Origin of the sequence: Natronorubrum sulfidifaciens JCM 14089 (assembly GCF_000337735.1) — an archaeon.
GTDB classification, from domain to species: Archaea; Halobacteriota; Halobacteria; order Halobacteriales; family Natrialbaceae; genus Natronorubrum; species Natronorubrum sulfidifaciens.
The window spans coordinates 1-25,664 of the sequence record NZ_AOHX01000043.1 but is presented as its reverse complement, the minus strand read 5'-3'; the positions used below and the strand labels follow the sequence as shown (position 1 = coordinate 25,664).

Sequence of the window (25,664 nt, the reverse complement as noted above, 5' to 3'; positions counted from 1 at the left end):
TTTGTGGCTGTTATCCTGAGAAAACGGGAGTGGGAATCGACGGCGCTCGATCAGGCCTTCGCCTGCCACGTCCGAACCCGGTCGGCGCTGACGCCGTCGACATCGTCAGCGACGGCGTCGGGGTCGGCCTCGGTCAGGTCGTCGATGCTCTCGATGCCCACGTCGGCGAGTTTCTCGACCGTTTTGGCCCCGATTCCCTCGAGGGCCTCGAGTTCGGAGCCGCTCTCCGATTCGCGGGCCTGAAACTCCTGATAGTTACAGACCGGACAGCCCAGCTCCCACGGCTCGTCGCCGCTGTGGATGACGAGTTCGGGCAGGTCGTGGTCCTCGCAGTACTCGTCGGTGACCTCGATGTCGCCACGCCGTGGCAGCGGTAGCGAGTACTCACAGTCGGGGTAGCGCGTACAGCCGACGAGTCGCGACCCGCTCTGGAGGGTCTTGACGGCGAGTTCGCCGCCGTGTTCGTCGTTGCACTCGGGACAGTCACCGAGAATCGGCCCCTCGCCGGCGTCTTCGGCCTTACAGAGCGGACAGCCGTGGACGAACGTCTGCCGGCCGGCGAGCATTTTGATCTCGTTTAAGCCGTGGTCGTCACACGCCGATTCCATAATCAACGGCTTGCCCGTCGACGGCAGCGGGAGCGTGTACTCACAGTCGGGGTAGCCATCACAGCCGATGAAGTGGGAGCCGTGGCGGCTGCGTCTGACCAGCAGGTCCTCGCCACACTCGGGACACGGCCCCAGTCGCTTGTCGTCTTTGAGCGACTTGCGGAGGTGGTCGCCGATATCCTCCCGGGAGTCCGCGAGGTTGGCGAAGATCTCCTCGAGCATCTCACGGGACTCGTCGGTAACGTCCTCGAGGGTCGCGTCGCCGTGTGCGATGGCGTCCATGTCGGCCTCGAGTTGGGCGGTCATCCCCTCGCTGACGACCCGGTCGGCGTACTCCTCGGCGGCCTCGACGACGGCCATCGCCAGCCGGGTGGGCCGTGGTGGATCGCTCTCGACGTAGCCACGGTCGTACAGTTTCTCGAGGATGTCGTGGCGGGTCGACTTCGTCCCCACGCCGAGATCCTCCATCGTCTCGATGAGCCGCGACTGGCCATATCTTCGGGGTGGCTGGGTCTCTTTCTCCTCGAGTTCGACGTCCGACAGTGACAGTTTCTCGCCCTCGTCGACGTCGGGCACGAAGTTCTCGGTCGTACTGAAGTAGGGGTAGACGTCGTGATAGCCCGGTTCGACGAGGCGCTTGCCGTTTGCCTTGAGCCGGTAGTCGGCGACCTCGGCGACGACTTTGAGGTGTTCCCAGACAGCCGCGTCGGCGACCGTCGCGAAAAAGCGCCGGACGACGAGTTCGAAGATCTCCCACTCGTCGTCTGAAACGTCGCCGCGGGTCGGAATCTCGCCGGTCGGATGGATCGGCGGGTGGTCGGTCGTCTCCTCGTCGCCCTCGGTGGGGCTGATCTCGTCGGCCTCGAGCAGCGACTCGGCTGACTCGCCAAGCGTCGAGTGGCCGACGAAGTCGTCGAGCAGGTCTTCGGGGTCGAGATCGTCGGGATAGACAGTGTTGTCCGTCCGCGGATACGTGATGTAGCCGGCGGTGTAGAGCTCCTCGGCGATCGACATCGCCCGTTTTGCCGTGTAGCCGATGGCACTCGCCGCGCGGATGAACTGGGTCGTGTTGAACGGCGTCGGCGGCGTGTCGGTTCGAGTTCGGCGGGTGACGTCGACGACCGTCGCGCTGTCGCGACTCGAGAGCGTCTCGTAGACCTCGTCGGCGACGGCTTCCTCCCAGACGCGCTCGGCCTCGTTGTCGTCCTCGTCGCGGTAGAAGTACTGGGCTTCGAAGGCGTCAGTGTCGTCGTCTTTCTCGAGGTCGGCAAACAGCTCCCAGTAGGATTCGGGATCGAACGCCTCGATCTCGCGTTCGCGGTCGACGATCAGCTTGAGCGTCGGCGACTGGACGCGACCGACGGAGATGAAGTCGTTACCGAGCTGGCCGGCAGACAGCGAGAGGAATCGCGTGAGCGATGCCCCCCAGATGAGGTCGATGATCTGGCGTGCCTCGCCCGCGGCCGCGAGGTCGAAGTCGAGTTCGTCTGGTTCGTCGAAGGCGCTTTTGACCTCGTTTTCCGTAATCGAGGAGAACCGAACGCGCTGGATCGGGACGTCCTCGTTGACGTCGCGGACGATCTCGTAGGCCTCCTTGCCGATGAGTTCACCCTCGCGGTCGTAGTCCGTCGCGATCGTGACTTGTGTGGCCTTCCGCGCGAGGATTCGCAACGTTGCGACGATGTTCTCTTTCGTCGCCGTCTTCTCGACGTCCGCGTCGATGAGTTCGGCGGGTTCGACGTCTCGCCAGTCGGAGTACTCCGAGGGGAAGTCGACGCCGACGACGTGGCCCGACAGCCCCACGCAGCGCTTGCCACCCCACTCGTAGACGTTGACGCCGTTCTCGCGACTCGAGTCGTACGTGCCGCCGCTCAAAATGTCAGCGATCCGCCGTGCGGCGTTGTCTTTCTCCGTGATAATCAGTTCCACGGCGGGTCACCTCCTCGAGCGATCGGTCCCCCCAGTTGCGGGCGAGTGGTCTGCATCGTCGGGCGCTACGCCTGAGAATCTGATAACGCTTTCGCCAAAACCCGCCGACAGCGCGGGTATGCGCGTACTCAAGCGGTCGCGCGTGTGCGAGGTGGGTGTAGCTGTGGGCGTCGGAGTGCCGGCAACGGACCCGGGGAGCCAAGCGCTTTTGACGGAACCGGGACTCACTCGTAGCAGACACAACGTGGCAGAGACGGACCGCAAGCGCGTCGATATGACGACGGGGGCGATCCCCCCGAAGCTGTTGCATCTCGCGTGGCCGCTGGTGCTCGGGAACCTGCTCCAGACGTTCTACAACCTCGCGGATATGTTCTGGGTCGGTCGCGTGAGCAGCGAGGCTGTCGCTGCCGTCTCCTTGATGTTTCCGCTCTCGTGGATGTTCGTCTCGACGGCGATGGGGATCACCGCGGCGACCATCGCGCTGGTCTCCCAGTACGTCGGTTCGGGCGACGACCGAATGGCCGACAGGGTCGTCGCACAGACCGTTCTGCTCACGCTCGCCGTCTCAACGGTCCTCGCAGCGGTCGGGCTCGCCTTTCGACGGCCGCTTCTCACCCTGATCGGCGCGCGCGATCAGGTGTTCGTCGAGGCGCTCGCCTACATCGAGGTCATCTTTCTCGCCCTGCCGCTGACCTTTCTCTTCTTCGCCTTCCGCTCGTCGCTGCAGGGCGCCGGCGACACGAAGACGGCGATGTGGCTCGTCTTCGTCTCCGCGGGCATCAACGTCGTCCTCGACCCCTTCTTCATCCTCGGCTGGGGGCCGTTCCCCGAGATGGGGACTCGCGGCGCCGCCGTCGCGACGTTCGTCGCCCGCGCGTTCGCCACCGTCGCCGGAATCTACATCCTGCTCGACGGCCGCTTCGGCGTTCGCCTGCGACTCGAGGACCTCGCGCCCGATGTCGCGATTCTGAGACGGCTGGTGGACGTCGGCTACCCCTCGACGATCGACGGCTGGGCGCGCAGTTTCGCGTCGGTCGCGATGGCCGGCTTTGTGGCTCGGTTCGGTGCGGCACCCACAGCGGCGTACGGGATCGGCGTTCGCCTGATGTCGGTCACGTGGGCCGTCTCGGGTGCCGTCGGAAACGCGACGGCGACCGGCGTCGGCCAGAACCTCGGCGCGAAGACGCCCGACCGTGCCGCTGCCGTCACGCGAACGGCGACTGCGGGGACGATGGTCCTGATCGGTGCCGTCGTCGTCGTGCTCCTCGCGTTTCCCGCACAGGCGATTCGAATCTTCGTCGACGATCCCGACGTGATTGCCGAGGGCGTCGTCTTCCTTCGAATTATGGCCCCCTTCTGGGCGCTGTTTGCCGGTGTGATGGTTATTCAGGGGGCGTTTCGCGGCGCTGGCAACACGAAAGAGGCGATGGTCCTCTCGTTTCTCTCGCGGTGGATCTTCCGCGTTCCCGTCGCGCTCGTGCTCGCGTTTGCCTGGACGGTGACGGTCCCGATCATCGGCCTCGAGGTTGGGGGTCTCGACTGGGGCATCGAGGGGATCTGGTGGGCCTACGCGTTCGGAATGGCGGCTTCTTTTCTCGTCGCCGTCGGCTGGTTCCGGCTGGGGACGTGGACGGAGGGCGTCATCGACGAGGACCGCGAGTCGAAGGACGGGTCGCCACCTCGCCCTCGAGACGAGCAGGCGACGGACGACGGCGACGTGGAACCGATCGACGACTGATCAGCGACTGGGGAGCCACTTTCGAAGCGTCGGGCTGAACTCTGCGGCCATCTGCGCGTCGGCGTCGGTGAAGGCGTCCGTCGCGATCAGCGTCAGCAGGTAGGTGCCGACGACGACGACCGGAAGCACGCCGGCCGTGATCGTATCCGACTCGAGGAAGTAGACAACGGGCACGCCGGCGATGGTCGCCGGGACGCCGGCACCGACGACTTTGGCGAAATCCCGTGTAAACGGATGGATGCCGTCGAGATAGTAGATCTCGACGAGGGTCAGGCCGCCAACGAGAAAGAGCGCCGTCGCCGAGCCGATCGCAGCGCCCTCGATACCGATGATCGGGACGAGTGCGAACGAGACGACGAGATTCGAGCCGAAGAGCACCAGCGTGTTGGCGAAGACGATCCGCGAGTAGCCCATCCCCTGTAACAGCGAGCCGTCGGGGCCGCCGAAGGTGACGTTGAAGAGGAACGCTCCCGCAAGCAGGACGACGACGGCGCTCGCTTCGGCGTACTGGGGCGTATAGAGGACGGCGAGGTAGGAACTCGCACCGAGCGAGAGGAAAATCGCAACTGGGAGTGTAATCGCGGCGATCCAGCGGGCCATGATCCGGAAGCGCTGTTCGACGAGGTCGATATCGTCTCTCGTTTCGGCGATCAACGGCTTGAACACGGGCGACAGCGAGTTGAAGATGATCATCAGCCCTGAGCCGAGCATGTAGCCGACGCGGTAGATACCGACGTTATCTGACTCGAGGAAAAAGCCGAGAATGAAGTAGTCGACGTGGCCCATCAACACGAAGACGACGCTGGTCATCGCCAGCGGGAGCGAGTATCTGACCAGCGGCCCCGGGGCAACGAGTTCGAGTTCGGCCGATAGCAGGTCCCACGCCTTGTAGGTGAAGACGGCTGCACCGACCGTAATCGCAACGAACAGGCCGACGACGTAACCGCCGATCAGACCGAGCAGCCCGAAGCCGACCAACAGCAGCCCTGCGGTGACGGCAAACCGGACGATCGGTCGAACCAGATCGCGCATCAGCACCCGGTACTGGAGTTTCTTGATGCTGTAGTAGGATGTCAACAGGACGTTGTAGATCGCGAGCATCGGGATCGTGACCGAGAGAAACAGCAGTGCGACACGCATCGACGGCTCCTGAAAGAACTCGCCGATCGACGCCGCACTGAGTGCGAGTACGAACGCAACCAGCGACGACGTGATCAACACGGTCGCCGTCACCTGCACGATGACGCCCTTTGCCTTCCCGCGCTCGTCGTCGGCCAGATACTGTGGGACGAAGTAGTCGATCGCCAGCGGCAGGCCGAGGTTCGCAAACACCTGCATGAACAGGATCACAGACGTCGCCAGCACGAACAGGCCGTACACCGACGGGCTGACAAACCGGGTCATCAACATGACGATCGCAAACCCGAGCACCCCTTTGACGACGTTCCCAACGAACGTGATGCTCCCCTGTTTTGCGAGCGTCGACACGCCTTCGTCGTGATCCGGGTCCGAATCGGGACCGGATTCAGGCTGGGTGCCGCCAGTGGCGGTCGAGTCCGGATCAGTCATCGTTCGCTCCTGTTCGTGGCCATAATCGCCGCCATTAGACCCCCGTTACCGGCTCGAGTTCGTAGGTTACGACGGCGGCTGCGTCCTCACCAAAGCGAGGGAACTCGACGGCGAAGGCCCACTCCTCGCGTGCGTCGTCGTCGACATCGACGCTCTCGATAACGCTCTCGAGTTCCTCGCCATCGGCGTCGAAAAACGTCGCCCGAATCTCGATGTATGACAGCGTTCGCTCGCCGACGTTCCTGACGACACCCCAGACGACGACGCGTTCGTCCTCGGTTCCGGGGTCCTCTCGCGTGAGGTCGTCCCAGACGATTTCGACATCGCCCGGTTCGGTGATCTCCTCGCCATTGTTCTCGAGGAAGTCGAGACAGCCGGAGACCGGGGCGAGGGCGGCACACGCGAGAAACGCACGACGATGCATCTGGCTACTGTAGACGAGGACAAGCCTTCAGCGTTCGGGTCGTCGTGGCTCCCACGTCGTCTGTCGGCTCGCCGTGCTCGCCCGTCGTCGAGGCCGCGTTCATATCAGCCCATCGCCTCGACAGACTTTTCACTACCCAGTCGTACCACCTAGTTGTATGAGCGACTTCGAACAGTTCAGTCAGGTCGGTGAAGCGGATGTAACGCGCGCAATCGGACAGGAGTGGACCGAGGAGTTCATGGACTTCTCGGACTCGGACGTGATCATCGTCGGCGGCGGCCCGTCGGGGCTGACGGCGGCGAAAGAACTCGCAGAACGCGGCGTCCAGACGATGGTCGTCGAGAAGAACAACTATCTCGGCGGTGGCTTCTGGCTCGGCGGCTTTCTGATGAACAAGGTGACGGTACGCGACCCCGCCCAGCAGATCCTCGAGGACCTCGAGGTGGATTACAAGCAGGCCCAAGACAGTGAGGGATTGTACGTCGCCAATGGCCCGGAGGCCTGTTCGGGACTGATTAAGGCAGCCTGTGACGCCGGTGCGAAAATGCAGAACATGACGGAGTTCACTGACATCGTCATCCGCGAGGACCACAAGGTCTCGGGGATCGTGATGAACTGGACGCCGGTCCACGCGCTGCCCCGCGAGATCACCTGCGTCGACCCGATCGCCGTCGAGGCGGATCTGGTGATCGACGCGACGGGCCACGACGCGATGGCAGTCACGAAACTCGACGAGCGCGGCGTCCTCGACGCCCCCGGCATTCAGGACGCCCGCGAGCGCGGCCAAGTAATGGATCAGACCGAAGACGACACCTACGGCGCACCCGGCCACGATTCCCCCGGCCACGACTCGATGTGGGTCGGCAAAAGCGAAGACGCCGTCGTCGAACACACCGGCCTCGTCCACGAGGGCCTGATCGCGACCGGGATGGCCACCGCGACGACCTACGGGCTGCCGCGGATGGGGCCGACGTTCGGTGCCATGCTCGTCTCCGGAAAGCGTGCCGCGCAGGTTGCGCTGGACGAACTCGAGGTCGACGCCGACCCGGTCGAACTAACCTCGCGTGCAGCGCCCGCTGACGACTAGAAGCCAATGGTCGACAGCGTCGTCCTGTATCGCGCCCCGACAAACGTCGTCGACGTCGACGAACTCGGCGCGTGGCTCGAGGCCCGGATCGATGCCTCAGTCACGGTCCGAGACCGATTCCTCGAGAGCCATCGCACCGACGACCTCGCCGAACGGTTCGCCGAGGCGCGGGTCACCTCGCCGTACGAGCGCGAGACCGGCAACACGATGCTCGGGACGATCCGCTATGAGGAACGCGCCCTCGAACAGCCCGAGCGCGAGGGCGGAGTGCTCTACGACGGTATGCAGATTCAGCGAGCGTTGAACAGCGCTCTCCCCGCCACAGAGCGCGGCCTCGAGACGCTGCACGTCCCGATCCTCGACCGGGCGCTCGGCACGTGGGGCGACCACGACGGCCGCTGGCACAAGCGCGTGATCGTCCTCGGCCAGCCCGCGCTCGTCTCGGTACCGGGACTGTACGAAGCACCCGCCAAGCCCGAGGCCTACTACAAAGCAAAGCAGCGCCACGCCCTGCTATCCGGCGATGCGCCGCCGCGGGAAGTGCTCGAGAATCAGGTCGAAGGCGACTTCCTCGTCGAGAACGACCCCCGATCGACGGACGCGCTGAAGGGCTACGCGTTGCAGGCCGTCCACTACCTCGAGACGGGCGAGGCGTTTTGTGACCAAGCGGGGTGTCGCCTCTTTAACGCCCACTACCACGAGGACCTGATCGAGGCCCAGTTGCGCGACCCGCCGTTCTGTGCGGCCCACGCGCGTCTGTACGGTGACTCGTGATTGTGGTGGTCTGAACGCGGCCGTTCGAAATCGAAACCGGAGCCCTCTTTTCGTCGACTCGAGTGAAACAACACACAATGAGTGAACCGTTTACCGTCGACGTTCCCGTCCGGTTTCGCGACCTCGACCCTCTGAACCACGTCAATCACGCCGTTTACGCGAGCTACCTCGAGACCGCCCGCGTCGACTACCTCGAGGACGTCGTCGGCATACCCGACGATGACTTCTCGTTCGTCGTCGCAAATCTCGAGATCGAGTACGAACGGCCGATCGTCGCGGGTGACGACCCCACCGTCGCGCTCTGGGTGTCCGGACTCGGCGACTCGAGTTGCACGATGACATACGAGATCCGTGTCGACGGCGACGTTGCCGCGACGGCCGAGACGACGATGGTGCACATCGACCCCGAAACCAAACGGCCGTCGTCGCTTCCGCCCGAGGTTCGAGCGCCGGTCTGTGAGTACGAGGGCCTCGAGGAGCAGGCGTCGACACAGTCCTGAACGGTTGGTTGTCGATTACGACGTCTCGAGTCGGCCACCTGTCAACCGAACGACGCCGAAGACGTGTGTTTCATCGGCAATGGCCACAGATCGCTCGCGGAGACGCGTATGAGCAGCGTCGATCTTCTCGTCGAGTCGCACATGCGGGTCGTTCTCGTATCGGAGTTTCGTCGTCGGTGGCGTCGAAAGGACGACGATTGCTCGGAAGACGGCGTTGACCGGCGGCGCGTACCATTCTTCGCTGCGAGCGGCGTTGGCGAGGACGACGTGCCCACCGGGCCCGACGAGATCACACCAGTCGTCGACCGCCCCCGCGGAATCGGCGAGCATCCCGACGACGAACGTCGCGAGAACGGCGTCGACGGCTGTCTCGTCGTCGAGACGAGCAAGCGGCGGTCGCGTGGCGTCACCCCGGACGACGTGGACGTTGTCGTACTCGCTCGTCAACTCGTGCGCTCGCTCGAGCACTGGTCCTGTGAAATCGATCCCGATGACGGTCCCCTCGGGGCCGACCTGCTCGCGTAAATAGGGCAGGTTCGCGCCCGTTCCACAGCCCATCTCGACGACGGTGTCGCCGGCCTCGAGCCGGCAGGCGGCTGCCGCTCGCCGCCGCAGCGCCGGAATACCGGGCGTTCGACGCGCAATGACGTCGTAGAGGCGCGCCCAGCGGCCGTAAAACGCCTGTGCGTCCTCGGGCTCCATGCGTGCCTCGAGTGTCGAGCGAATCGAATCCATCTCAGATCAGCGCACGAATCGTCTCCGCGACCGACTCCGCATCCGGCCCGAGCACGTAGATCAGGGGCTCGATCCCCATCCCGCCGGTCTGGTAGAGCACGGTCGCGTCCGGTTCGTCTTCGATCGCCGCCCCGACGCTCGAGGCGACATCGCCGTCCTCGTCGAACTCCGCGGTGACGTGGCCGCGTTCGGCGAGTCGGTCGAGCAGTTCGGGATCGTACGTGATGTTGATCGCTGCCGACGCATCTGCACCGTGGCGGCGGGCGGCGAGTAACACCGTCGCAACGTGTTCGGAGACCCCGAACTCGGGGCTGGACGGCACCGTCGCCTGACCTTTCACGTCGAAGATCCGGCCCGGCACGCCGGCAACGTCGTCGACGTCGTCGGCGTCGGGCGTGCAGGCGACCAGATTCGAGCCGACCGCGGGAATCAGCCGCGTAAAGCCACTCGCGTTCTCGAGGACGCGCAGTCCCCGCCGGAGCGACGAAAGCACGCGCTCGCTGGTTCGCAGATCGCTTTCGGGATCGTGGACGCGGAAACTCGAGCCGTACTCGGCGAGTTCCGGGACGGCCTCTTCGTGGAGTTGTGCCAGCAGGTCCCCGCCGGCCTCGAGGTCCCGAATCAGGACTTCGATCTCGATCAGTGCCTGCACAGGGGTGATATCGCCGTCTGCGAGCCCATCGGCGAGTTCCGTGACGAGGGCTTTGACACGCTCGTCGTCGGCGATGCGGTCGTTCGTGGTGACGTCGCCGTGGGCGTACTTCGAGACGGCGCTCTGACTGATTCCAAGCATTCCGGCGACTTCACTCTGGGTCAGGCCACGCTCGCGGAGGGCTCCTGCCAGCAGCGACCGAACCGTCGGCAGGAACTCGTCGACGACGATTTCTTCGACGAATTGCATCTGTTTGGTGTCGGTATGGTCGCCCACCGGATAACTGTGGCCCTCGTTGCCGATCAGCGGCTGCTGTGTGCCGTTCGGAATCGTTCGTTACACACGAACCGCGTCCCGGCGTTAGCTGCGGGGCCGTGACGCGAACGTCTGCGTTCCGTGGCGGGCGACGATCGCGACCACCAGCGCGGCCATGAGTCCGATCACGACGAGGCCGCCGGTATCCGAGTCGATCGCCGGAAACGCCCACTGTGACCAGTTGAACGTCGTGTGGACTAGGACCATCCCGAGGAGACTCCCGCCGGTGTTGTCGAACAGCCACGTCATCACGACCGACAGCAGCGTGATCGTGACGAGAAACCCCCAGATCGGGCGATTGTAGTACATCGTCATCGAGGGCATGTAGAACCACGGCAGATGCCAGACGCCCCAGACGAGACCGAGCCCGAGGCCTGCTCCGAGCGAGCCCAGCCGCGCCTGCAGCGGCTCGAGGGCGTAGCCACGCCAGCCGAACTCTTCCTGGAGCGGGCCACCGAGCAGCAGAATCCAGACGAACGCAACCGGCAGCGCGACCGGCTGTCCAGCCCACGGGAGCGACGGTTCGAATCCGGTCGCAACGGCGACACCGAGCGCGACGGCCGCAAGCAGCGGAAAGAGGAACAGCATCGGGACAAGCCACCGCCGGTCGAACGATCGGTCGAGTGCCCGTCCCACCAGTCGGCTGACGCCAGCGCGGCCGTGGGTGGCGTAGACGAGCACGAACGCTGCGACGGAGGGCCCGAACGCCCCCACCTCCGGGAGCGCGCTCACGGAACGGAGCACGGTCTCCATCGTTCCGCCGCCGAGAGCGATGTCGGATGCGATCGCGACCTTCGGGAGCCACAGCAGCCACGAGAACGCAAACGTCAGAAGGAAAAACGCCCCGAGTGCACGAACGGAGACGGATTCGTGCCGCCCTCGAGGCTGTTCGAGTTGCTGATTCGAAGTACCCATACCGGCTGTACGTCAGCAGAGCTACTAATTCGTTCGCGCTGACAGTGGTCGGCGCTTATACTATCGGACAGCAGTCAGTGAGACGTCGGTCGCGAATTCGCGGCCGTTGAGCAACCCCGTGGGTTGCGATGCCCAGCAGAACGCATCCGTTCTGCGGACGTCTCCGAGGGTGACGGTCGCAGTAGCGCGATCGATCGTCGAATAGTTCTGTCCGACAGTATTACCCGTTTCGCTCGAGTTGGTCGCCGCCGAACTCGTCGTCGCTCTGGATACGGGAGGCCTGCGGGCCATCTTGATCCTGATACTTCGAGCCGCGGTCGCTCCCGTACGGGCGTTCGGCTTCAGTCTTCAGCTCGGTGAACGTCAGCTGGGAGATGCGCATACCGGGCGTGAGTGCGACGGGGGCGCTGCCGAGATTCGAGAGTTCGAGCGTGATCTGGCCACGATAGCCCGGATCACAGAGGCCGGCCGTGGCGTGGACGACGATGGCGAGTCGGCCAAGCGACGAGCGTCCTTCGACGTGGGCGATCAGATCCGCCGGGATCTCGACGCGTTCGTGGGTTGTCCCCAGTACGAAATCGCCGGGGTGGAGAATGAAGTCGTCGCCGTCTTCGACGATCGTCTCGGTCACGTACTCGCCGACCTCGCGCTCGGAGGTAGGGTGGATACAGGGGATGTTCGTCCGCTGGAACTCGAGGAACTCCCGGCCAAGCCGGAGGTCGACGCTTGCGGGCTGGATCTGGAGTTCGGGATCGTCGAGAGGGTCGACGACGAGGTCGCCCTCCTCGAGCCGTCGCAGGATGTCTGCATCGGAGAGGATCATATCCGACGAGTCGAACGGTGGGCGTGTAAACCGTTCGATCCAGCTTACTCGAGTGCGGCGTTGATCTCGGCCATCGGGTTCGTCTCGGTGAGGTCGATCTGGTCGCCGTCGATGAAGACGGCTGGTGTTCCCTCGACGCCGTTGGAACTGCCGTAGGACTTGTCGTCTTCGATCAGCGATCGGTGGGTCTCCTCCTCGGCTGCCTCGCGGGCCGTGGAACCGTCAAGATCCAGGTCGTTGGCGACCGTTTCGATCGCATCGTAGGAGTACGAGCCCAAGTGGTCGTAGATATCGGTTGCGAACGCCCAGAACGCGTCGTTGCCCTCGGTCTCGTAGACCTCGCGTGCCGCGCAGGCGATCGCCCACGACCAGGTGTCGTCGACCGGGATTGGGTAGTTCCGGTGTTCGTATCTGATTTGTTCTGGTTCGATGTAGGCCTCCTCTATGTCCGGGAAGACCTCTTCTTTGAAGTACTGACAGCTCGGACAGGAGAAATCCTCGTAGACGGTCACTGTCACGTCGGCGTCCGGATCGCCAAGCACGGGTGGCTCCGGCGGGTCTTCACTACCGAGACAGCCCGCAATTCCGGTTCCGACGCTGACAGCCGCAGCCGTGCCGAGAACCGTCCGTCGCGTGAGTTTCATGTCCCAAACTATCGATTCGGCGTAGAAATACGTACCGCCATCCACTCGGTTATCGTCCGGTCAGCGACTGGTGACCGACCGCGTCGATAGCGTCACTGATAGCCACTCGGTCTCTGCCTCGAGCGACGTACGCGTCAGGATCGACGAGCGGCGTACCTTCTATATTCATATCTAACAGAGCAGTAGTAAACTATATTTGGGCTGCGCTATCGCTTTCGCTGTGGCTATAGGGGACGACGTTCTCCGATTCGGTATGAAACAGGCCATCGTCGCTCGCACCGACATCGGCATGGGACAGGGAAAGCTCGCCGCACAGGTCGCCCACGCGTCGCTGTCGGCCTACGAGAAAGCAGACAGCCAACTCCAGAGCCAGTGGAAAAGCGGCGGCCAGAAGAAGGTCGTGTTGAAAGGCGAGAGTGAGCGCCAACTGCACGAACTCGCCGCAATCGCCGACAGCAACGGGATTCCACACGCCATCGTCAGAGACGCCGGCCACACCCAACTCGAGCCCGGTACCGTCACCACGCTGGCCGTCGGCCCGGCGGCTGACGGCCGTGTCGACAGCGTCACCGGCAACCTCTCGCTGTTCTGAACGGAGGTGACGGCGCTGCCGGACGACGCTATCGCGTGTTAACACGCTGTCACAACCACCAGATACTTCTCATCGACACAACAATTTATGGTCACAATGTCAGTCCTCTCGACAGAAGATGAAGGCAAGTTCCTGATGGACGTTCGCGGCGAACAGATCGGCATCGTCACCGAAATCGACCCCATTGAACAGGTCGCCTACGTCGATCCTGATCCGAGTCTCACGAACGCGTGGCTTCAGAGTCTCGGCCACGGCGATGCCGGCGAGGACGACCTCGAGATCCCTGCCGAAAACATCGAGACGATCACCGACTCGGAGATTCGCGTCGACGCAGACCTCAGCAGCGAAGCCTAATTTCGGACCGACTCGTTCATGTGGGGGGGGGTGGGACTCGAGTAGCGCCGTCTCGAGAACGAACCGATTTATCCCCGGCGGCCAAAGCGCCGCCAAGCATATGCGCCCGGCACATCCCACAGAGCAGGCCGTCGGTATGGAGCACTACGTCAGCGACACCGACGGCGTCGGTGGTCACCTGCGCGAGGACGACGAGCACTTCCGCGTGCGCGAACTCGAGCGCTTTTCCACCGAGCCGGTCGACGCGAGCCTCGACGCCTACCCGCATCTCGTCTTCCGGGTGACGCTGTCGGGATGGGACACCAACGACTTCGCGAGCCGGCTGTCGGACGCGCTCGGCATCTCTCGAGAGCGAGTTGATTGGGCCGGGACGAAAGACAAGTACGCGGTGACGACCCAGCTCTTTTCGGTGTACGGAGCCGATCCTGACGACCTCCCCGATGTCGACGGGGCCGAAATCGACATCCTCGGCCGGGCCGGCCGCTCGCTCGAGTTCGGTGATCTGGCGGGTAACGCCTTCGAACTCGTCGTCAGCGACCCCGATCAGCCCGCAAACGTGGCCCAAATCACGGACGAACTCCACGCCTTCGGCGGCCTCGAGGACGCGGACACTGAGGGCACCGTCGTCGGCGTCCCCAACTTCTTCGGCCAGCAGCGCTTTGGCAGCCGTCGCCCGGTCACCCACAAAGTCGGCCTCGAGATCGCTCGTGGTGACTGGGAGGGGGCGGTGATGGCGTATCTCGGCAACCCAACCGACGCGGAGCCGGAAGGGACCCAAGACGCCCGCGCGTTCGTGCAAGAAACCCGCGACTGGCAGGAAGCCCTCGAGCGCTTTCCCAACCGGCTGCGATACGAGCGTTCGATGCTCCACGGGATCACCGAGTGCGACGGCGAGCCGGGTCCCGAAGACTTCCGCGCTGCCCTTGAGCGCGTCCCCTCGAATCTCCAGCGGCTGTTCGTCCACGCCGCCCAGTCGTACGCGTTCAATCTGATGCTCTCAAAGCGCCTCGAGCGCGGGCTGCCGTTCGACGAGCCAGTCGAGGGTGACGTCGCCTGTTTCGCCGACACCGACGCACCCGACGGGCTCGAGTTACCCGACACGGACCGCCTCCAGCGCGTCGACGAGCGTCGTGTCCGGTCCGTAACCCGCCACTGTGAGCGCGGTCGCGCGTTCGTCACCGCGCCGCTCGTGGGCACCGACACCGACCTCGCAGACGGCGAACAGGGCGAGATCGAACGCGCCGTGCTCGATGATCTCGGCCTCGAGCCCTCCGATTTCGACCTCCCCGGCGAGTTCTACTCGAGTGGCACCCGTCGAGCGATCCTCGTCCGGACACCGCTCGAGTACGAGTCCGATCCGTTGACACTCGAGTTTTCGCTGCCGAAGGGATCGTACGCGACGGTCGTCCTGCGAGAGTACCTGAAGGTCGACCCGGTCGATCTGGGCTGATCGCTCGAGACGGGATCGAATGGAACAGAACGGACGGATGCACACTAACGCCGACAACAGATCATGATTGGAACGGATCAGGAAACCGACCTCGTCGACTGGCGGAAAACGACGGTCGACGGAACGACGGTGTACGAACTCGAGTACAGTGCGCCCGTCTCGGAACCGACGGGCCGCCCGCGGACGCTGTTCGGGGCCACCAGCGGTGGCACGGTCCCGGCTGCCGAGCAGTCCGTGCAGTTGCCCGACGGCGAGCGGATTCCCGCGACCGACGTGACGTTCGAAGCCGAGGGAACCACACTGCGGATTCGGCTCGAAGAGCCGTCACTGCTGGCCCGACTCCGGCGAGCGCTTCCGTGGTGGACTCGAGCGTGAGCGGCTCCGTCGAACGGGGCCAGTCGATGCCGGATTCAGCGCAGCACTGATCGGAGCACGGTACCGAAGCCGGCAGCCCCGATACAGAACGCGATGAGGCCGCCAATCCCCGTCAGCGTGAGCACGCCGTTGAGTCCCGCAGCGACGAGCAGGGGTTTCAGCCAACTGTCGCCGCGGCCGATAAGTCGCTCGGCGATGGCGAGATACGCAATGACTGATCCGACCGCCCACAACAGGTACACGACGAGCAACAGCGGGAGGGCCACGAGGATCCCGATGATGGTGATAAAGAAGACGAACGCCAGAATCAGCACGGCCACCAGCGCGATAATGCCGTAGATGAACGAGCCGACGGGTTCGTCAAGCACGTCACCCATCATCCGCTCGGTGTACTCGGGGACGACCGCGATCATGATCACGCCGACGATCAGCGTCGTGAGGAACGCGCCGACGGCACCCCCGGCGAGGTTGTCGGCCGTTCCGATGTTGATATCGATACCGGGATCGGCCTGTGCGACCAGTAGCGTTGTCACCGCAGCCTGTACGAGTGCGATCATCGTTTCCGACAACTCGCCACAGGGAATTAAACTGGGGTGTCGGCTGGCGTCATCAGTATTGAATAGATACTCGTATCCAGCCCCATCCCTAACACGGACTGTATGGACGAGCAGCCGGACATTCTCCTGACGAACGACGACGGGATCGACGCGCCGGGCATTCGCGCGCTGTATGACGCGCTCACCGAGGTCGGCTCAGTCACCGTCGTCGCCCCGGACCGAAACCAAAGCGCCGTCGGCCGGTCGTTATCCTACGGCCGCACGAGCGACGAAACCGACGATCCGGACGGGTTCACGCTCGATCTCGAGGAGAGTTCCTTTACCTCGCCAGTTCCCCACACCGACCACGAACTGGGCTACGCCGTCAACGGCACCCCCTGTGACTGTGCCATCGTGGGTGTCAACGCCCTCGAGTCCGATCCCGATCTCGTCGTTTCGGGCTGTAACGCCGGGGCGAACCTCGGGACCTACGTCTTCTCGCGGTCAGGGACGGTTAGCGCCGCGATGGAGGCCGCGTTTCTCGGCACCCCGTCGATCGCGGTTTCGATGGACACACTCGGCATGGAAAGCGACCTCGAGCCCGCGGATTTCGAACGAGCTGGTGAGACTGCCGCAACGCTGGCGCGGGACACACACGAGACGGGCCTGTTCGACCGGATCGACTACCTGAACGTCAACGTGCCACGGCCGGATCTAGACACGGGTGAGTTCGAGTTGACACGCCCCACGGAGGTCTACGAGATGGACGCCACGTTCGAAGAGGGTGGCTTCCAGTTGACCAACCGGCTCTGGCAGCAGATGGCAAACCGGGACATCCCCGATCCCGAGGACACCGACCGCCACGCGCTGCTTGCGGGTGCGGTATCCGTCTCCCCGATGCGAGTCCCCTACGAGGTCGTCAAGACCGATGCAGTCCGGACCATCCTCGAGCGCGTACTCTAACACCCGTCCAGAGACGATCGAAAACACGTCAATTTTACACGCCCCGCCCGAACTGGCGGTATGGAGTGTCGCCACTGTGCCTCGCCGCTCGAGAAACCCGGCGACTACTGTCTGGTCTGTCGGGAGCAAAACACCGAGGCGGTCGTCCTCGAGGCGGGGCGCGAGCGGGCGACGATGACGATGCTCGCGGGCGACGATGACGACGATCCGACGACGGCCACACTCGACGATCCGGTGCTTGGTGAGACGACGATCACGACGACGCCCGAAGACGGCGAGAACGAGATCGTTGAACTGCGGAACTTCGCGGGCCGAATCGGTGACGAAATCCGGCGTAAACGACCCGAAGAGGTGTACGCGGGCGGCGAACGAGACGTGATCCGGGCCGTCCGTGAGGACATCCACTTCCCGTGCTATCGCGTCGACGACGCCAACCCAGTCGAGGCGGTCCTCGAGCGCCGTGGCAATCGCGCCCTCGATGTCGTCCAGACGCCGCCAGCCGAAAAAATCGGCGGCAGCCACACCACCCTTATCGGCGGCCGCACGGGGATGCGGGCGATCCACACCGTCGCGGACCACCCCCACGTCAAGAAGGTCATTCCGGGGCCGATCGACGCCGGTGGGAAGGGGTCCCAATCAGGGCTTCGAGCGAAGGTAACCCGCGCCGACGACGGCGGCAACGTTCGGATGCTTTTACGAGATGGCTCGAGCGTGCAGGAAAACCGCGTCGTGACGACCGCCCGCGACCGGGAGATGGGCGAGATGATTCGGGACGATTTGAACGAGGTCCTGACCGACGCTGAGTTTCAGTAGTTGACGGCCGTCTCGAGAACGGCCCACTCGCTCGAGGAAGTGTCGTCGGTTACGGCGACTCGTCGTCGGGAGCTTCGTCAGGATCTTGGTCTGGTGGTTCGTCGGCTGGTTCGGCAGGTGGTTCTGTGGGCGGCTCTGCTGGGGGATCAGCCGGTGGTTCCTCAGGTGGCTCCTCGGGCGTGTCTTCAGGCGGCCCTGGCTCTTCTGGTGGCTCTCCTGGCGTGTCTTCAGGCGGCCCTGGCTCTTCTGGTGGCTCTCCTGGTGTGTCTTCAGGCGGCCCTGGTTCTTCGGGTGGGTCCTCAGGCGGTTCGGTATCCACTTCGGGTTCGGTCACCGTGACCTGAACCGATGCCGTGTCGTCGTCGGTTCGCACGGTCGCGGTTCGGTCGCCGACATCCGCCGGGGTCGTCTGATAGGTCAGCGAAACCGACCCTGTTTCGTCCGGACCGATCGACACCGGCTGGCTGTCAACACTCTGTTGCTGGTCGAGATCCAACTCCACACCCGTCTCGCCAGCTTCGTCGCCGACGTTCGTCAGTTCGGCAGCTACCTCGAGTGTGTCCCCAGCTTCGACCGAGTCGGGTGCGCTGACGCTCGATATCTCGATCGTCGCCGGCTCGAGGGGTTCCTCGACGGTCACCTGTGTCGTCGCCTCGTCGTCCTCGCTGCGGACCGTCACCTCGAGGTCGCCGACGTCTTCGGGCTGAGTCTGGTACGACAGCGTCACGGTTTCACTCGCGCCACTCTCGAGGTCGACCTGTGTCGTGTCCACGACTTGCCCACCGATCTCGAGTGAGAGTTCCTGAGACCCCGCCGCACCGCCGACGTTGTCGACGGTGACCGTTACCTCGAGCATCTCACCTGCCGTTACGGGGTCGGTTGCCTCGAGGATGGAGACCGAAAATTCCGGCTCCAGATCGAGATAGTCCCCGGCGGGCTCCGTTTCGGCCCGAAGCGTCTCGTCGTAGAGATACGACGAGAGGTCGACTTCCCAGACGAGTCGCTCGTCGTCGGTCTCGGGCGTCCACTCAACGGTGAACGTGTGGGACCCAGGCTCGAGCGTGGGCGGTTCGTCCGGGGTCGTCCCGGCGACGAACGCGCCGCCGAAGAGGTCGAGGTCGTTTGGGTTCTCGTAGCCGAACGTCACCACCAGGCTGTCGTCTTCCTCGGGCGTGACGTCCTCGAGGTCGATCGTCGGCTGCTCGGGCCGTCGTTCGTCGACGCAGTCGTTCGGGTTGCTCTCGCGGATTTCGTCCGGGCCAAACCAGTTGACGATGATCGTTCCGATGGTCGACCCGAAGCCGTCATCCGGGAGTCCGACGACGACTTCGTCGTTGGTTTCGTCGACGACTCCGTCACCCTCACCGATCTCGAATCGGATCGTTCCCGAAAACGGGGCGTCGATTTCGTCGCCGACCGTGATCCCGTGATGAGCGTTCCCGACACCCGCCGAGTCGATGAACAGCGTTTCGACGGTCAGATCGTCGCCGTCGTCGAACGCGCCGGAGACGGTGGCCTGTGTACAGTCGGCGAACTCGATCTCGAGTTCGTCGTCATCTTCGTCATCGGTGCCGTAGACGAGAACCGTGCGCTCGTCCGCGGCGACGGGGCTCTCGACGCGAACCGGGAACTCCTGGTCGTCCTCGACGAGCGCCGTCTCGAACGACATCGTAACCGTCTCGCTGTCGCCTGGCTCGAGTTGCACCGAGGCGGTGTCCACAACGGTCGGATCGTGGCCGACGACGAACTCGAGATCCTGCGTGACGGCGACCGCGCTCGCGTTTTCGATCTCGGCGGTCACTTCGAGGACGTCACCGGCGTCAACGGGATCGTTCGTCTCGGTGATCGTTATGCTCACCTCGACGTCGTCCGTGCCGATCACCTCGACGTCACGGACGGCTGCGTCGTCGTCGCTTTCGACCCGGATGGGGAACGTTTGGGTCCGCCGAACGAGTGCCGTTTCGAACTCGAGATCGACCGTCTCGGTGTCGCCACCGGCGACCGTCACCGACTGAGAATCGACGAGTTCGGGGTCGTGGCCAACGATCAGTTCGATCTCTTGGGTCGTCTCCGACTCGGCGGTGTTCTCGAGCGTGGCCGTCACCTCGAGAACGTCGCCGGTCGCAACCGGATCGTTCGTCTCGAGGCCCGTCACCGCAAGCGGCGGCTCGTCGACGTAGACGAAGACCGGGACCTCGTCCGAATCGCCCTCGGTTTCGATTCGAACTGGAAACCGCTGGGCGGTCTCGACGACGGCGGTCTCGTAGCCCATCGTGATCGTCTCGCTGTCGCCCGGCTCGAGTGAGACGTCGACCGTCTCGACCACCGTCGGGTCGTGGCCGACAGTCAGCTGTACCTCTCGGGTTAGCCCTGTGCCGTGCGTGTTCTCGACCTCGGCAGTCACCTCGAGAAACTCGCCCGTCCGGACCGGCGCGTTCGTCTCGGTGATCGTCACGTCCAGCCCGACGTCGTCGGTGCCGATCACCTCGACGGTTCGCTCGTCGGTGCTATCTTCGGTTTCGACCCGCACAGGGAACGACTGGGTTCGTCTGACGGCCGCCGTTTCGAACTCGAGATCGATCGTTTCGGTCTCGCCAGCGCCGACAGTCACCGACTGGCTGTCGACGAGTTCGGGGTCGTGGCCGACGATGAGTTCGACATCCTGTGTCAGTTCGGAGCCGGTCGTGTTCTCGAGTGTCGCCGTGACCTCGAGAACATCGCCAGCGTCGACGGGATCGTTCGTCTCGGTGATCGTCACGGCCAGCTCCGCGTCGGGGTCACCGACATCGTCGATCACCCACGGGCTCTCGGACGTGTTGGACCCATGTTCGTCGATCACCCAGACAATGATCGGACAGCCGTGACAGCTGCTCTCGAGGGTGAGCGTCGCGGTGTCTTCGCTGCCGCTTACCGCCGTTTCGCCGAGAATGACGTCTGCGTGCCCGAGCCACCAGACGACGCGCTCGAGCGCGCCGTCGGGGTGAGCGACATCCAGTTCGAGGTCGATTGGGTCGTCGGGGTCGACCGCGAGCGAGTCGTCGGCCGGCCGTTGCCCCTCGATGGTCGGCGCTGCGGTGCCGGTTTCCGCCACGGTGACCGTCCACATCGCTCGAGTGTGGTCGTCGTCGCCGACGGCGGCAGCGACCTCGTAGGTGCCAGCATCGTCGAACGTCGTCTGCCAGTAGTCGGCCCCCTGATGGTCATAATACGTGCTGAACCAGGGCCCCATCGACCAGCCGACGTACTCCCCGTCGATGAACCACTGTGTTTGGCCGCCGTACTCACCCAGCGCATCGGATTCGACCTCGAACAGCACCGTCGTCCCTGGCTGCACCGTCAGCTCCGGGGCCGGAGACCGCTGTGAGCTGTCCAGTTCCTCGACAGCGAGCACGTCGACCGTCCGTTCGGCCGCATCGTCGGCGGTCTCGAACCGAATCGTGACCGTGTCGTCTTGGTCGACTGGAGCGGTTCGGTAACTGATGTAGTCGAGCGTCTCGGTCTCGCCGGGACCGACCGTCAGTTCGGTGGTTGATCGATGATCTCCCTCATAAATACTCTCGACGGCCGCATTCACCGGCGTAGTGTCTGTGTTCTCCACTTCGACGGTTACCTCGAGCAGCGACCCACCCTCGACGGGTGCGTTCGTCTCGAGGATACGGACCTCGATGAGACCGTCTTGGATGGCACGCCTTCCTCCCGTGAGTCCCCGTTCGATCGCTTCCACACTCCCCGCAAGCGTTGCCGCCAGACCGCCCCCGGCGGCGAGATAGCGTCGTCGCCGCATGTGTAGAATTCCCACGACAAAACGCATAATACATTGTCACTGTTTACCAGACAATCAGTATTCGTCATACGATCGCGGCGAAACCGACGGGCAGCCAGTCGACCCACAGTGCGTATCGAACCACCACAAACACGGACCGTGTCCAAATACTGTCAGTACCCGATGGAAGTGACACTGTCTGCTGGTTGTCAGACCCTTATCCGAGCGGCAGTAATGAGATATGATTAGCCATGCTCGAGCGACCGGACGCTGTCTTGGCTGCGATTCCGCTGCTTGCGGTGAGTGGACTCGTCGTTCGATCAGTCATCGCGGTAACGGGCGTCGCAACCGGGCTGCTTGCCGCGCCGCTTGCGCCGGCTGGCTACCTCGCCGCCCTCGGATTCGTCTTCCGCGAGTTGCTCGTCGGGCCGGTGGCGAGGGCAACTGCCGAGACGTGATCCATGCGACTGTCCCCGAGACGCACTCGCCACCCACGCCGGCGCGACTCAACAGGTTTAAGAATCCGCTGGGGATAGCTAGTCCTACTATGGCCGAGAAAGGAACAGTCGGTAGCGCGGGCCGCTTTGGCGCACGATACGGTCGCGTCGCCCGACGTCGCGTCAGTGAGATCGAAGACGACATGCAAAACGCCGAAGTCGACGGGGACTCCGTCACCCGCGTCGGTACCGGTATCTGGAAGAACGAAGAGACCGGCGAAGTCTTCACCGGCGGTGCCTACCGCCCGGAGACGCCCGCCGGCCGCACCGTCAAGCGCTCGATCCGCGCTGCACTGGCAGAAGACGAATAACGACCACAGACACTGATTCAGTATGAGTTACAAATGCTCCCGCTGTAAACGCGACGTCCAGATCGACGAGTACGGCGGCGTTCGCTGTCCGTACTGTGGTCACCGCGTGCTCTTAAAAGAGCGCAGCCGCGACGTCAAGGAAGTCGACGTTCAGTAACCGCGCGTGTTTTCTCACGACGCGACCCTCGAGTTCGAGTACGAGACGCCGTCTCGTGCACGACTCATCGCCGACAGCGTCCGCCGCGAGATCGGCGAGATCGACGACGACCGCTCCCAGACGACGATCGAACACCGACAGACGGTCGTCTGCATCGACATCGCGGCCGCGGACGTGATCGCCCTTCGAGCGGCGATCAACACCTGGTTCACACTCGTCGATGTCGCCGAACGAACGGCTACCATCGGCGAGCGCATCCTCGAGTCATCGGCGAGTCACGACTGATACGGTTTACTGGAGTCGATTCCCGCCGATCGCTGACCCATGCTGGCGATCGGCGGGACACAGGGACAGCAATCCGTATGCGTCGCCAGCATCTCGGGTTGGCCCGGCCCCCTCTCTATCCCCGTCGTCGTTGGGGGTCGCTGATCGACGACAAAGCTTGGCTTTATCCGTCCGGAGGGCGACGGTCGAGATATGCAAGGTAATCTACCGCCGGAAGCACAGGAGAAAATCGAACAGCTGCAGGACCTTCAGGAGACGGCTCAGACGGTCGCCGTCCAGAAACAGGAAGCCGAATCGAGCCTCACCGACGCCAAAAACGCGCTCGACGAACTCGAGAACATCGACGAGGAGACGCCGATGTACCGCAAGGTCGGCGAACTGCTCGTCGAGACCGAGTACGACGAGGCCGAAGACGACCTCGAGGACAAGGTCGACTCCCTCGAGATCCGCGTCGAGACGCTCGAGAAACAGGAAGAGCGCGTGCAGGAGCAGTTCGAGAGCCTGCAGGGCGAGCTCGAAGAGCTCCTCGGTGGCGGCATGGGCGGCGGCCCAAGCCCGGCAGGCGGCCCCGGCGCTGGCGGCGCATAAATGTCGACTGACGAGCCGACGGCCGACGACGTCGTCCAGACGGCGTCGGATGCTGCGGAAGGCTACGTCTTCTCGCAGTACAAACAGTCGGCGGTTCGCGATCTCGACGTTACCGTAACGTTCGAAGACGGCGTCCTCGAGGTCGACGTCTATCTCAACGCGCCCGGCAGCGAGGAAACGCCCGACGCCGAGCAGGTCGCCGACGACGCCGCGCTCGCTGCGCGAAACGCAGTCGACGACCTCTTCGGCGAGTAAGCGGTCCGGCCGACCGACGGCCGTCCGTTTCATTTTCGTGACGCCACGATCCATGAGCGCGCCGCTCGCCAGTTCGACCGGCCGGTCGAACCGTGCTCCAGCCGGGGTCGGCGAGTACGGTGTCCACTCAGCGTGGCGCCAGTAGCTCGATCGGGTGGGGAACGTCGCGCTCGAGTAGTGTCTCGAGTTGGTCGCCACACGAGGTGCCCGAAGCGACGACGGTCGCCGCCGTCTCGAACTCCTGAGCCAGTCGATCGCCGACGTCCATACTCAGTTCGTAGTACTCCTGTTTGTAGCCGAAGCTGCCGGCCATGCCACAGCACTCCACGCTCGAGGTCTGCGGGTCGTAGCCACAGCGCTCGAGCAGCGCCGTCGTCGGGGCCTCGAGACCGAGCGTGCGCTGTTGGCAGTGGGAGTGGTAGGCGATCGGCTCTCCACGGCCGTCGGTGGCGTCACCACCACCCTCGGCGGTTGCAAGCACATCCACGTCGGCCCCGTGCTCGAGGAGGCCGTAGACGTAGTGACAGACCTCGTAGCTGTTGTCCCGGAGGCGCTCGAACGACCGCTCCGGCAACAACCGCTCGTATTCGCGGTGAAACGCTGCCAGATCGGAGGGTTCGATGACGACGAGGTCGCGGCCGGCATCGAGGTCCTCGACGACGGCCCCGTAGAGGCGGCTGGCCTGTCGGTCCGCCGTGGCGACCATCCCCTGTGACAGTGGCGCGCGGCCGCTTTCGGGGAGATCGGGAACGCTGACCGGGACGCCGAGTGCCTCGAGCGTCCTGACCGCGGCTTTCCCACGGTCGGTGTCGACGTAGTTCGTGTAGACGTCGGGGTAGAGGACGGCTTCGCGGTCGCTGTCGGCTTCACTGGCTTCGGCCGCGGCGCGTTCTGCGCGGCGTCTCGAGGCCGCCACGCCGCCTCGAGCCTCGAACCAGTCGACGAGCGACTCGCGCTGGAAGGTCGGCAACTCGCGCCGCCGGTCGATACCGAGGGCGGACTCGAGCAGCGTACGGACAGGGCCAGTCTCGGCGAGCCAGTTCGAGACGGGTGCCGTCGCGGAGCCGAGTTTCGCGACCGTGTCGATGTTGCCGAAGAACCGCTTGCCGGGGTCGAGACCGCCGGCATCGGCCTCGGCGTCGGGCGTCAGCCCATCGACGAGGAAGTCATACGACGCAGGGTCGTCGCTGTGGTTGACGCGGTCCCTGACGACGGTGTTGATCCATGGGATGTCGATTTTCACTGGACAGGCGTTGACACACTGTGAACAGCCCGTACAGAGGTCGTTGAACTCGGCGGCGCTGTCTTGGCCGTGGACGCCGGCCTCCCAGCCGGTGGCGATGCCGCCCGAATACGTCTCGCCACCGAAGGCGTGGCCGCCGACGGCCTGAAAGTTCGCACACGAGTTTGAACAGGCCCCACACCGAATACAGTACAGCGTCTCGCGGAGCTGGTCGTCCTCGCGCATGTCCATGCGGCCGTTGTCGAGCAAGACGAGGTGAAAGTCGCGGTCGGGTTCAGCGCCTGCGGACGACGCACTCGCGTCCGCGCCCGCGACGGGGCTGTCGGGGTCGTCGAACGCCAATGTTGGCGACGCGGTCGGCGGCGTCAGCATCGTCACGTACTGAGAAATGGGCTGGCCCGTCGCGCTCTTGGCGATCAGATCGACGAACGGCTTGAGGTCCCGAACCGATGGGATCAGTTTTTCGACGCCAGCGATGGCGACGTGTGTATCTGGCGTGACGGCACACTTGCGGGCGTTGCCCTCGTTCGTGACGAGCGCCATCGTCCCCGTTTCGGCGACGACGAAGTTCGCGCCCGTGATTCCGACATCGGCCTCGCGGATGCGCTCGCCCAGATAGTCGCGGGCGAACTGGGTGAGTTCTTCGGCCGTCTCGAACGGCTCGTCGGGATCGAAGCGCTCGGTGAACAGTTCGGCGATCTCCGGCTGGCTCAGATGCATCGCCGGCCCGACGATGTGGGAGGGTGTGTCGCTGTCTCTTATACACATC

General features: G+C 64.2%; 27 protein-coding genes. 16 read left to right on the top strand and 11 right to left on the bottom strand.

The genetic code is table 11. The features are described from left to right. Nucleotides 1-50: 50 nt before the first annotated feature. Nucleotides 51-2,537, bottom strand: coding sequence for a DNA topoisomerase I (locus C495_RS13080; RefSeq protein ID WP_008163680.1), 2,487 nt, complete (start codon nucleotides 2,535-2,537; stop codon nucleotides 51-53). A 274-nt stretch (nucleotides 2,538-2,811) separates the two neighbouring features. Here C495_RS13080 and C495_RS13075 point away from each other — a divergent pair, with 274 nt between their 5' ends. Beyond that, nucleotides 2,812-4,275 carry an MATE family efflux transporter gene (locus C495_RS13075; RefSeq protein WP_049890354.1) on the top strand — a complete coding sequence of 488 codons (1,464 nt, stop codon included), beginning with the start codon at nucleotides 2,812-2,814 and terminating at the stop codon, nucleotides 4,273-4,275. On the opposite strand, the gene C495_RS13070 is transcribed toward C495_RS13075, so the two are convergent. Then, nucleotides 4,276-5,844 (bottom strand): flippase, encoded by a 1,569-nt coding sequence (locus C495_RS13070; RefSeq protein WP_008163676.1) that lies wholly within the window; start codon nucleotides 5,842-5,844, stop codon nucleotides 4,276-4,278. A 34-nt stretch (nucleotides 5,845-5,878) separates the two neighbouring features. Continuing rightward, a complete protein-coding gene (locus C495_RS13065) occupies nucleotides 5,879-6,268 on the bottom strand; it encodes an FxLYD domain-containing protein (RefSeq protein ID WP_008163674.1) in 390 nt (129 codons plus the stop codon). A gap of 157 nt (nucleotides 6,269-6,425) precedes the next feature. On the opposite strand from C495_RS13065, the gene C495_RS13060 reads away from it, so the two are divergent. The 3 genes from C495_RS13060 to C495_RS13050 all read left to right on the top strand — a co-directional run bounded on the left by C495_RS13060 (nucleotide 6,426) and on the right by C495_RS13050 (nucleotide 8,629). After that, complete coding sequence (locus C495_RS13060; RefSeq protein ID WP_008163671.1) at nucleotides 6,426-7,355, top strand: sulfide-dependent adenosine diphosphate thiazole synthase; 930 nt, start codon at nucleotides 6,426-6,428, stop codon at nucleotides 7,353-7,355. A 6-nt stretch (nucleotides 7,356-7,361) separates the two neighbouring features. Then, nucleotides 7,362-8,129, top strand: a complete 768-nt coding sequence (locus tag C495_RS13055; protein ID WP_008163669.1) for a DUF7001 family protein — start codon at nucleotides 7,362-7,364, stop codon at nucleotides 8,127-8,129. 77 nt (nucleotides 8,130-8,206) lie between these two features. Continuing rightward, nucleotides 8,207-8,629 carry an acyl-CoA thioesterase gene (locus tag C495_RS13050; RefSeq protein ID WP_008163668.1) on the top strand — a complete coding sequence of 141 codons (423 nt, stop codon included), beginning with the start codon at nucleotides 8,207-8,209 and terminating at the stop codon, nucleotides 8,627-8,629. Nucleotides 8,630-8,644: 15 nt separating this feature from the next. Here C495_RS13050 and C495_RS13045 read toward each other — a convergent pair whose 3' ends face one another. From C495_RS13045 to C495_RS13025, 5 genes are all read right to left on the bottom strand, one after another. Continuing rightward, nucleotides 8,645-9,364 (bottom strand): class I SAM-dependent methyltransferase, encoded by a 720-nt coding sequence (locus tag C495_RS13045; RefSeq protein WP_008163666.1) that lies wholly within the window; start codon nucleotides 9,362-9,364, stop codon nucleotides 8,645-8,647. Between the two features lies 1 nt (nucleotide 9,365). Continuing rightward, a complete protein-coding gene (locus C495_RS13040; RefSeq protein WP_008163664.1) occupies nucleotides 9,366-10,265 on the bottom strand; it encodes a thiamine-phosphate synthase family protein in 900 nt (299 codons plus the stop codon). 111 nt (nucleotides 10,266-10,376) lie between these two features. Further along, complete coding sequence (locus C495_RS13035; protein WP_008163661.1) at nucleotides 10,377-11,246, bottom strand: CPBP family intramembrane glutamic endopeptidase; 870 nt, start codon at nucleotides 11,244-11,246, stop codon at nucleotides 10,377-10,379. 220 nt (nucleotides 11,247-11,466) lie between these two features. Then, nucleotides 11,467-12,069, bottom strand: a complete 603-nt coding sequence (gene dcd, locus C495_RS13030) for a dCTP deaminase (protein WP_008163658.1) — start codon at nucleotides 12,067-12,069, stop codon at nucleotides 11,467-11,469. A 44-nt stretch (nucleotides 12,070-12,113) separates the two neighbouring features. Continuing rightward, nucleotides 12,114-12,713 carry a DsbA family protein gene (locus tag C495_RS13025; RefSeq protein WP_008163657.1) on the bottom strand — a complete coding sequence of 200 codons (600 nt, stop codon included), beginning with the start codon at nucleotides 12,711-12,713 and terminating at the stop codon, nucleotides 12,114-12,116. A 253-nt stretch (nucleotides 12,714-12,966) separates the two neighbouring features. On the opposite strand from C495_RS13025, the gene pth2 reads away from it, so the two are divergent. The 4 genes from pth2 (at nucleotide 12,967) to C495_RS13005 (ending at nucleotide 15,484) form a co-directional block, all read left to right on the top strand. Next, nucleotides 12,967-13,305: a peptidyl-tRNA hydrolase Pth2 gene (gene pth2 / locus C495_RS13020; RefSeq protein WP_008163655.1), complete on the top strand. Its 339-nt coding sequence runs from the start codon at nucleotides 12,967-12,969 to the stop codon at nucleotides 13,303-13,305. Between the two features lie 96 nt (nucleotides 13,306-13,401). Next, nucleotides 13,402-13,659 carry a hypothetical protein gene (locus C495_RS13015; RefSeq protein ID WP_008163654.1) on the top strand — a complete coding sequence of 86 codons (258 nt, stop codon included), beginning with the start codon at nucleotides 13,402-13,404 and terminating at the stop codon, nucleotides 13,657-13,659. Between the two features lie 100 nt (nucleotides 13,660-13,759). Continuing rightward, nucleotides 13,760-15,109: a tRNA pseudouridine(13) synthase TruD gene (truD, locus tag C495_RS13010; RefSeq protein WP_008163650.1), complete on the top strand. Its 1,350-nt coding sequence runs from the start codon at nucleotides 13,760-13,762 to the stop codon at nucleotides 15,107-15,109. 63 nt (nucleotides 15,110-15,172) lie between these two features. Further along, nucleotides 15,173-15,484 (top strand): hypothetical protein, encoded by a 312-nt coding sequence (locus C495_RS13005; RefSeq protein ID WP_008163649.1) that lies wholly within the window; start codon nucleotides 15,173-15,175, stop codon nucleotides 15,482-15,484. Nucleotides 15,485-15,519: 35 nt separating this feature from the next. Here C495_RS13005 and C495_RS13000 read toward each other — a convergent pair whose 3' ends face one another. Further along, nucleotides 15,520-16,041, bottom strand: coding sequence for a hypothetical protein (locus C495_RS13000; RefSeq protein WP_008163647.1), 522 nt, complete (start codon nucleotides 16,039-16,041; stop codon nucleotides 15,520-15,522). Nucleotides 16,042-16,143: 102 nt separating this feature from the next. Between C495_RS13000 and surE the strand changes: the two genes are divergently transcribed. Both surE and C495_RS12990 read left to right on the top strand, forming a co-directional pair. Then, complete coding sequence (surE, locus tag C495_RS12995) at nucleotides 16,144-16,983, top strand: 5'/3'-nucleotidase SurE (protein ID WP_008163646.1); 840 nt, start codon at nucleotides 16,144-16,146, stop codon at nucleotides 16,981-16,983. 60 nt (nucleotides 16,984-17,043) lie between these two features. After that, on the top strand, nucleotides 17,044-17,796 hold the full coding sequence (locus C495_RS12990) for a DUF2103 domain-containing protein (RefSeq protein WP_008163643.1): 753 nt from the start codon (nucleotides 17,044-17,046) through the stop codon (nucleotides 17,794-17,796). A gap of 49 nt (nucleotides 17,797-17,845) precedes the next feature. Here the strand turns inward: C495_RS12990 and C495_RS12985 are convergent, their stop codons facing one another. Beyond that, nucleotides 17,846-21,580 carry a CARDB domain-containing protein gene (locus tag C495_RS12985; protein ID WP_008163641.1) on the bottom strand — a complete coding sequence of 1,245 codons (3,735 nt, stop codon included), beginning with the start codon at nucleotides 21,578-21,580 and terminating at the stop codon, nucleotides 17,846-17,848. Between the two features lie 230 nt (nucleotides 21,581-21,810). Here C495_RS12985 and C495_RS12980 point away from each other — a divergent pair, with 230 nt between their 5' ends. The 6 genes from C495_RS12980 to C495_RS12955 all read left to right on the top strand — a co-directional run bounded on the left by C495_RS12980 (nucleotide 21,811) and on the right by C495_RS12955 (nucleotide 23,652). Next, nucleotides 21,811-22,017, top strand: a complete 207-nt coding sequence (locus C495_RS12980) for a hypothetical protein (RefSeq protein ID WP_008163639.1) — start codon at nucleotides 21,811-21,813, stop codon at nucleotides 22,015-22,017. 89 nt (nucleotides 22,018-22,106) lie between these two features. Beyond that, nucleotides 22,107-22,367, top strand: a complete 261-nt coding sequence (locus C495_RS12975; RefSeq protein ID WP_008163636.1) for an eL43 family ribosomal protein — start codon at nucleotides 22,107-22,109, stop codon at nucleotides 22,365-22,367. Between the two features lie 22 nt (nucleotides 22,368-22,389). Next, nucleotides 22,390-22,524, top strand: a complete 135-nt coding sequence (locus C495_RS12970) for a DNA-directed RNA polymerase subunit P (protein ID WP_008163634.1) — start codon at nucleotides 22,390-22,392, stop codon at nucleotides 22,522-22,524. Between the two features lie 6 nt (nucleotides 22,525-22,530). Then, complete coding sequence (locus C495_RS12965; RefSeq protein WP_008163633.1) at nucleotides 22,531-22,809, top strand: KEOPS complex subunit Pcc1; 279 nt, start codon at nucleotides 22,531-22,533, stop codon at nucleotides 22,807-22,809. Between the two features lie 192 nt (nucleotides 22,810-23,001). Continuing rightward, nucleotides 23,002-23,397 carry a prefoldin subunit beta gene (locus C495_RS12960; RefSeq protein ID WP_008163631.1) on the top strand — a complete coding sequence of 132 codons (396 nt, stop codon included), beginning with the start codon at nucleotides 23,002-23,004 and terminating at the stop codon, nucleotides 23,395-23,397. Continuing rightward, nucleotides 23,398-23,652 carry a DUF3194 domain-containing protein gene (locus C495_RS12955; RefSeq protein WP_008163628.1) on the top strand — a complete coding sequence of 85 codons (255 nt, stop codon included), beginning with the start codon at nucleotides 23,398-23,400 and terminating at the stop codon, nucleotides 23,650-23,652. A gap of 127 nt (nucleotides 23,653-23,779) precedes the next feature. Here the strand turns inward: C495_RS12955 and C495_RS12950 are convergent. Continuing rightward, nucleotides 23,780-25,664, bottom strand: a 1,885-nt coding sequence (locus tag C495_RS12950) for an LUD domain-containing protein (RefSeq protein WP_008163627.1), incomplete at its 5' end; no start/stop codon positions are given.

Bases quoted from the DNA above. Each gene is read 5' to 3' on its own strand.
- C495_RS12985 (WP_008163641.1), bottom strand. From the start codon at position 21,580: ATGCGGCGACGACGCTATCTCGCCGCCGGGGGCGGTCTGGCGGCAACG.
- C495_RS13045 (WP_008163666.1), bottom strand. From the start codon at position 9,364: ATGGATTCGATTCGCTCGACACTCGAGGCACGCATGGAGCCCGAGGAC.
- C495_RS13025 (WP_008163657.1), bottom strand. From the start codon at position 12,713: ATGAAACTCACGCGACGGACGGTTCTCGGCACGGCTGCGGCTGTCAGC.
- C495_RS13055 (WP_008163669.1), top strand. From the start codon at position 7,362: ATGGTCGACAGCGTCGTCCTGTATCGCGCCCCGACAAACGTCGTCGAC.
- truD (WP_008163650.1), top strand. From the start codon at position 13,760: ATGCGCCCGGCACATCCCACAGAGCAGGCCGTCGGTATGGAGCACTAC.
- C495_RS13070 (WP_008163676.1), bottom strand. From the start codon at position 5,844: ATGACTGATCCGGACTCGACCGCCACTGGCGGCACCCAGCCTGAATCC.
- C495_RS13060 (WP_008163671.1), top strand. From the start codon at position 6,426: ATGAGCGACTTCGAACAGTTCAGTCAGGTCGGTGAAGCGGATGTAACG.
- C495_RS13040 (WP_008163664.1), bottom strand. From the start codon at position 10,265: ATGCAATTCGTCGAAGAAATCGTCGTCGACGAGTTCCTGCCGACGGTT.
- C495_RS12980 (WP_008163639.1), top strand. From the start codon at position 21,811: ATGCTCGAGCGACCGGACGCTGTCTTGGCTGCGATTCCGCTGCTTGCG.
- pth2 (WP_008163655.1), top strand. From the start codon at position 12,967: ATGAAACAGGCCATCGTCGCTCGCACCGACATCGGCATGGGACAGGGA.
- C495_RS12955 (WP_008163628.1), top strand. From the start codon at position 23,398: ATGTCGACTGACGAGCCGACGGCCGACGACGTCGTCCAGACGGCGTCG.
- surE (WP_008163646.1), top strand. From the start codon at position 16,144: ATGGACGAGCAGCCGGACATTCTCCTGACGAACGACGACGGGATCGAC.
- C495_RS12960 (WP_008163631.1), top strand. From the start codon at position 23,002: ATGCAAGGTAATCTACCGCCGGAAGCACAGGAGAAAATCGAACAGCTG.
- C495_RS12975 (WP_008163636.1), top strand. From the start codon at position 22,107: ATGGCCGAGAAAGGAACAGTCGGTAGCGCGGGCCGCTTTGGCGCACGA.
- C495_RS13050 (WP_008163668.1), top strand. From the start codon at position 8,207: ATGAGTGAACCGTTTACCGTCGACGTTCCCGTCCGGTTTCGCGACCTC.
- C495_RS13015 (WP_008163654.1), top strand. From the start codon at position 13,402: ATGTCAGTCCTCTCGACAGAAGATGAAGGCAAGTTCCTGATGGACGTT.
- dcd (WP_008163658.1), bottom strand. From the start codon at position 12,069: ATGATCCTCTCCGATGCAGACATCCTGCGACGGCTCGAGGAGGGCGAC.
- C495_RS13065 (WP_008163674.1), bottom strand. From the start codon at position 6,268: ATGCATCGTCGTGCGTTTCTCGCGTGTGCCGCCCTCGCCCCGGTCTCC.
- C495_RS13035 (WP_008163661.1), bottom strand. From the start codon at position 11,246: ATGGGTACTTCGAATCAGCAACTCGAACAGCCTCGAGGGCGGCACGAA.
- C495_RS13000 (WP_008163647.1), bottom strand. From the start codon at position 16,041: ATGATCGCACTCGTACAGGCTGCGGTGACAACGCTACTGGTCGCACAG.
- C495_RS12990 (WP_008163643.1), top strand. From the start codon at position 17,044: ATGGAGTGTCGCCACTGTGCCTCGCCGCTCGAGAAACCCGGCGACTAC.
- C495_RS13075 (WP_049890354.1), top strand. From the start codon at position 2,812: ATGACGACGGGGGCGATCCCCCCGAAGCTGTTGCATCTCGCGTGGCCG.
- C495_RS12970 (WP_008163634.1), top strand. From the start codon at position 22,390: ATGAGTTACAAATGCTCCCGCTGTAAACGCGACGTCCAGATCGACGAG.
- C495_RS13005 (WP_008163649.1), top strand. From the start codon at position 15,173: ATGATTGGAACGGATCAGGAAACCGACCTCGTCGACTGGCGGAAAACG.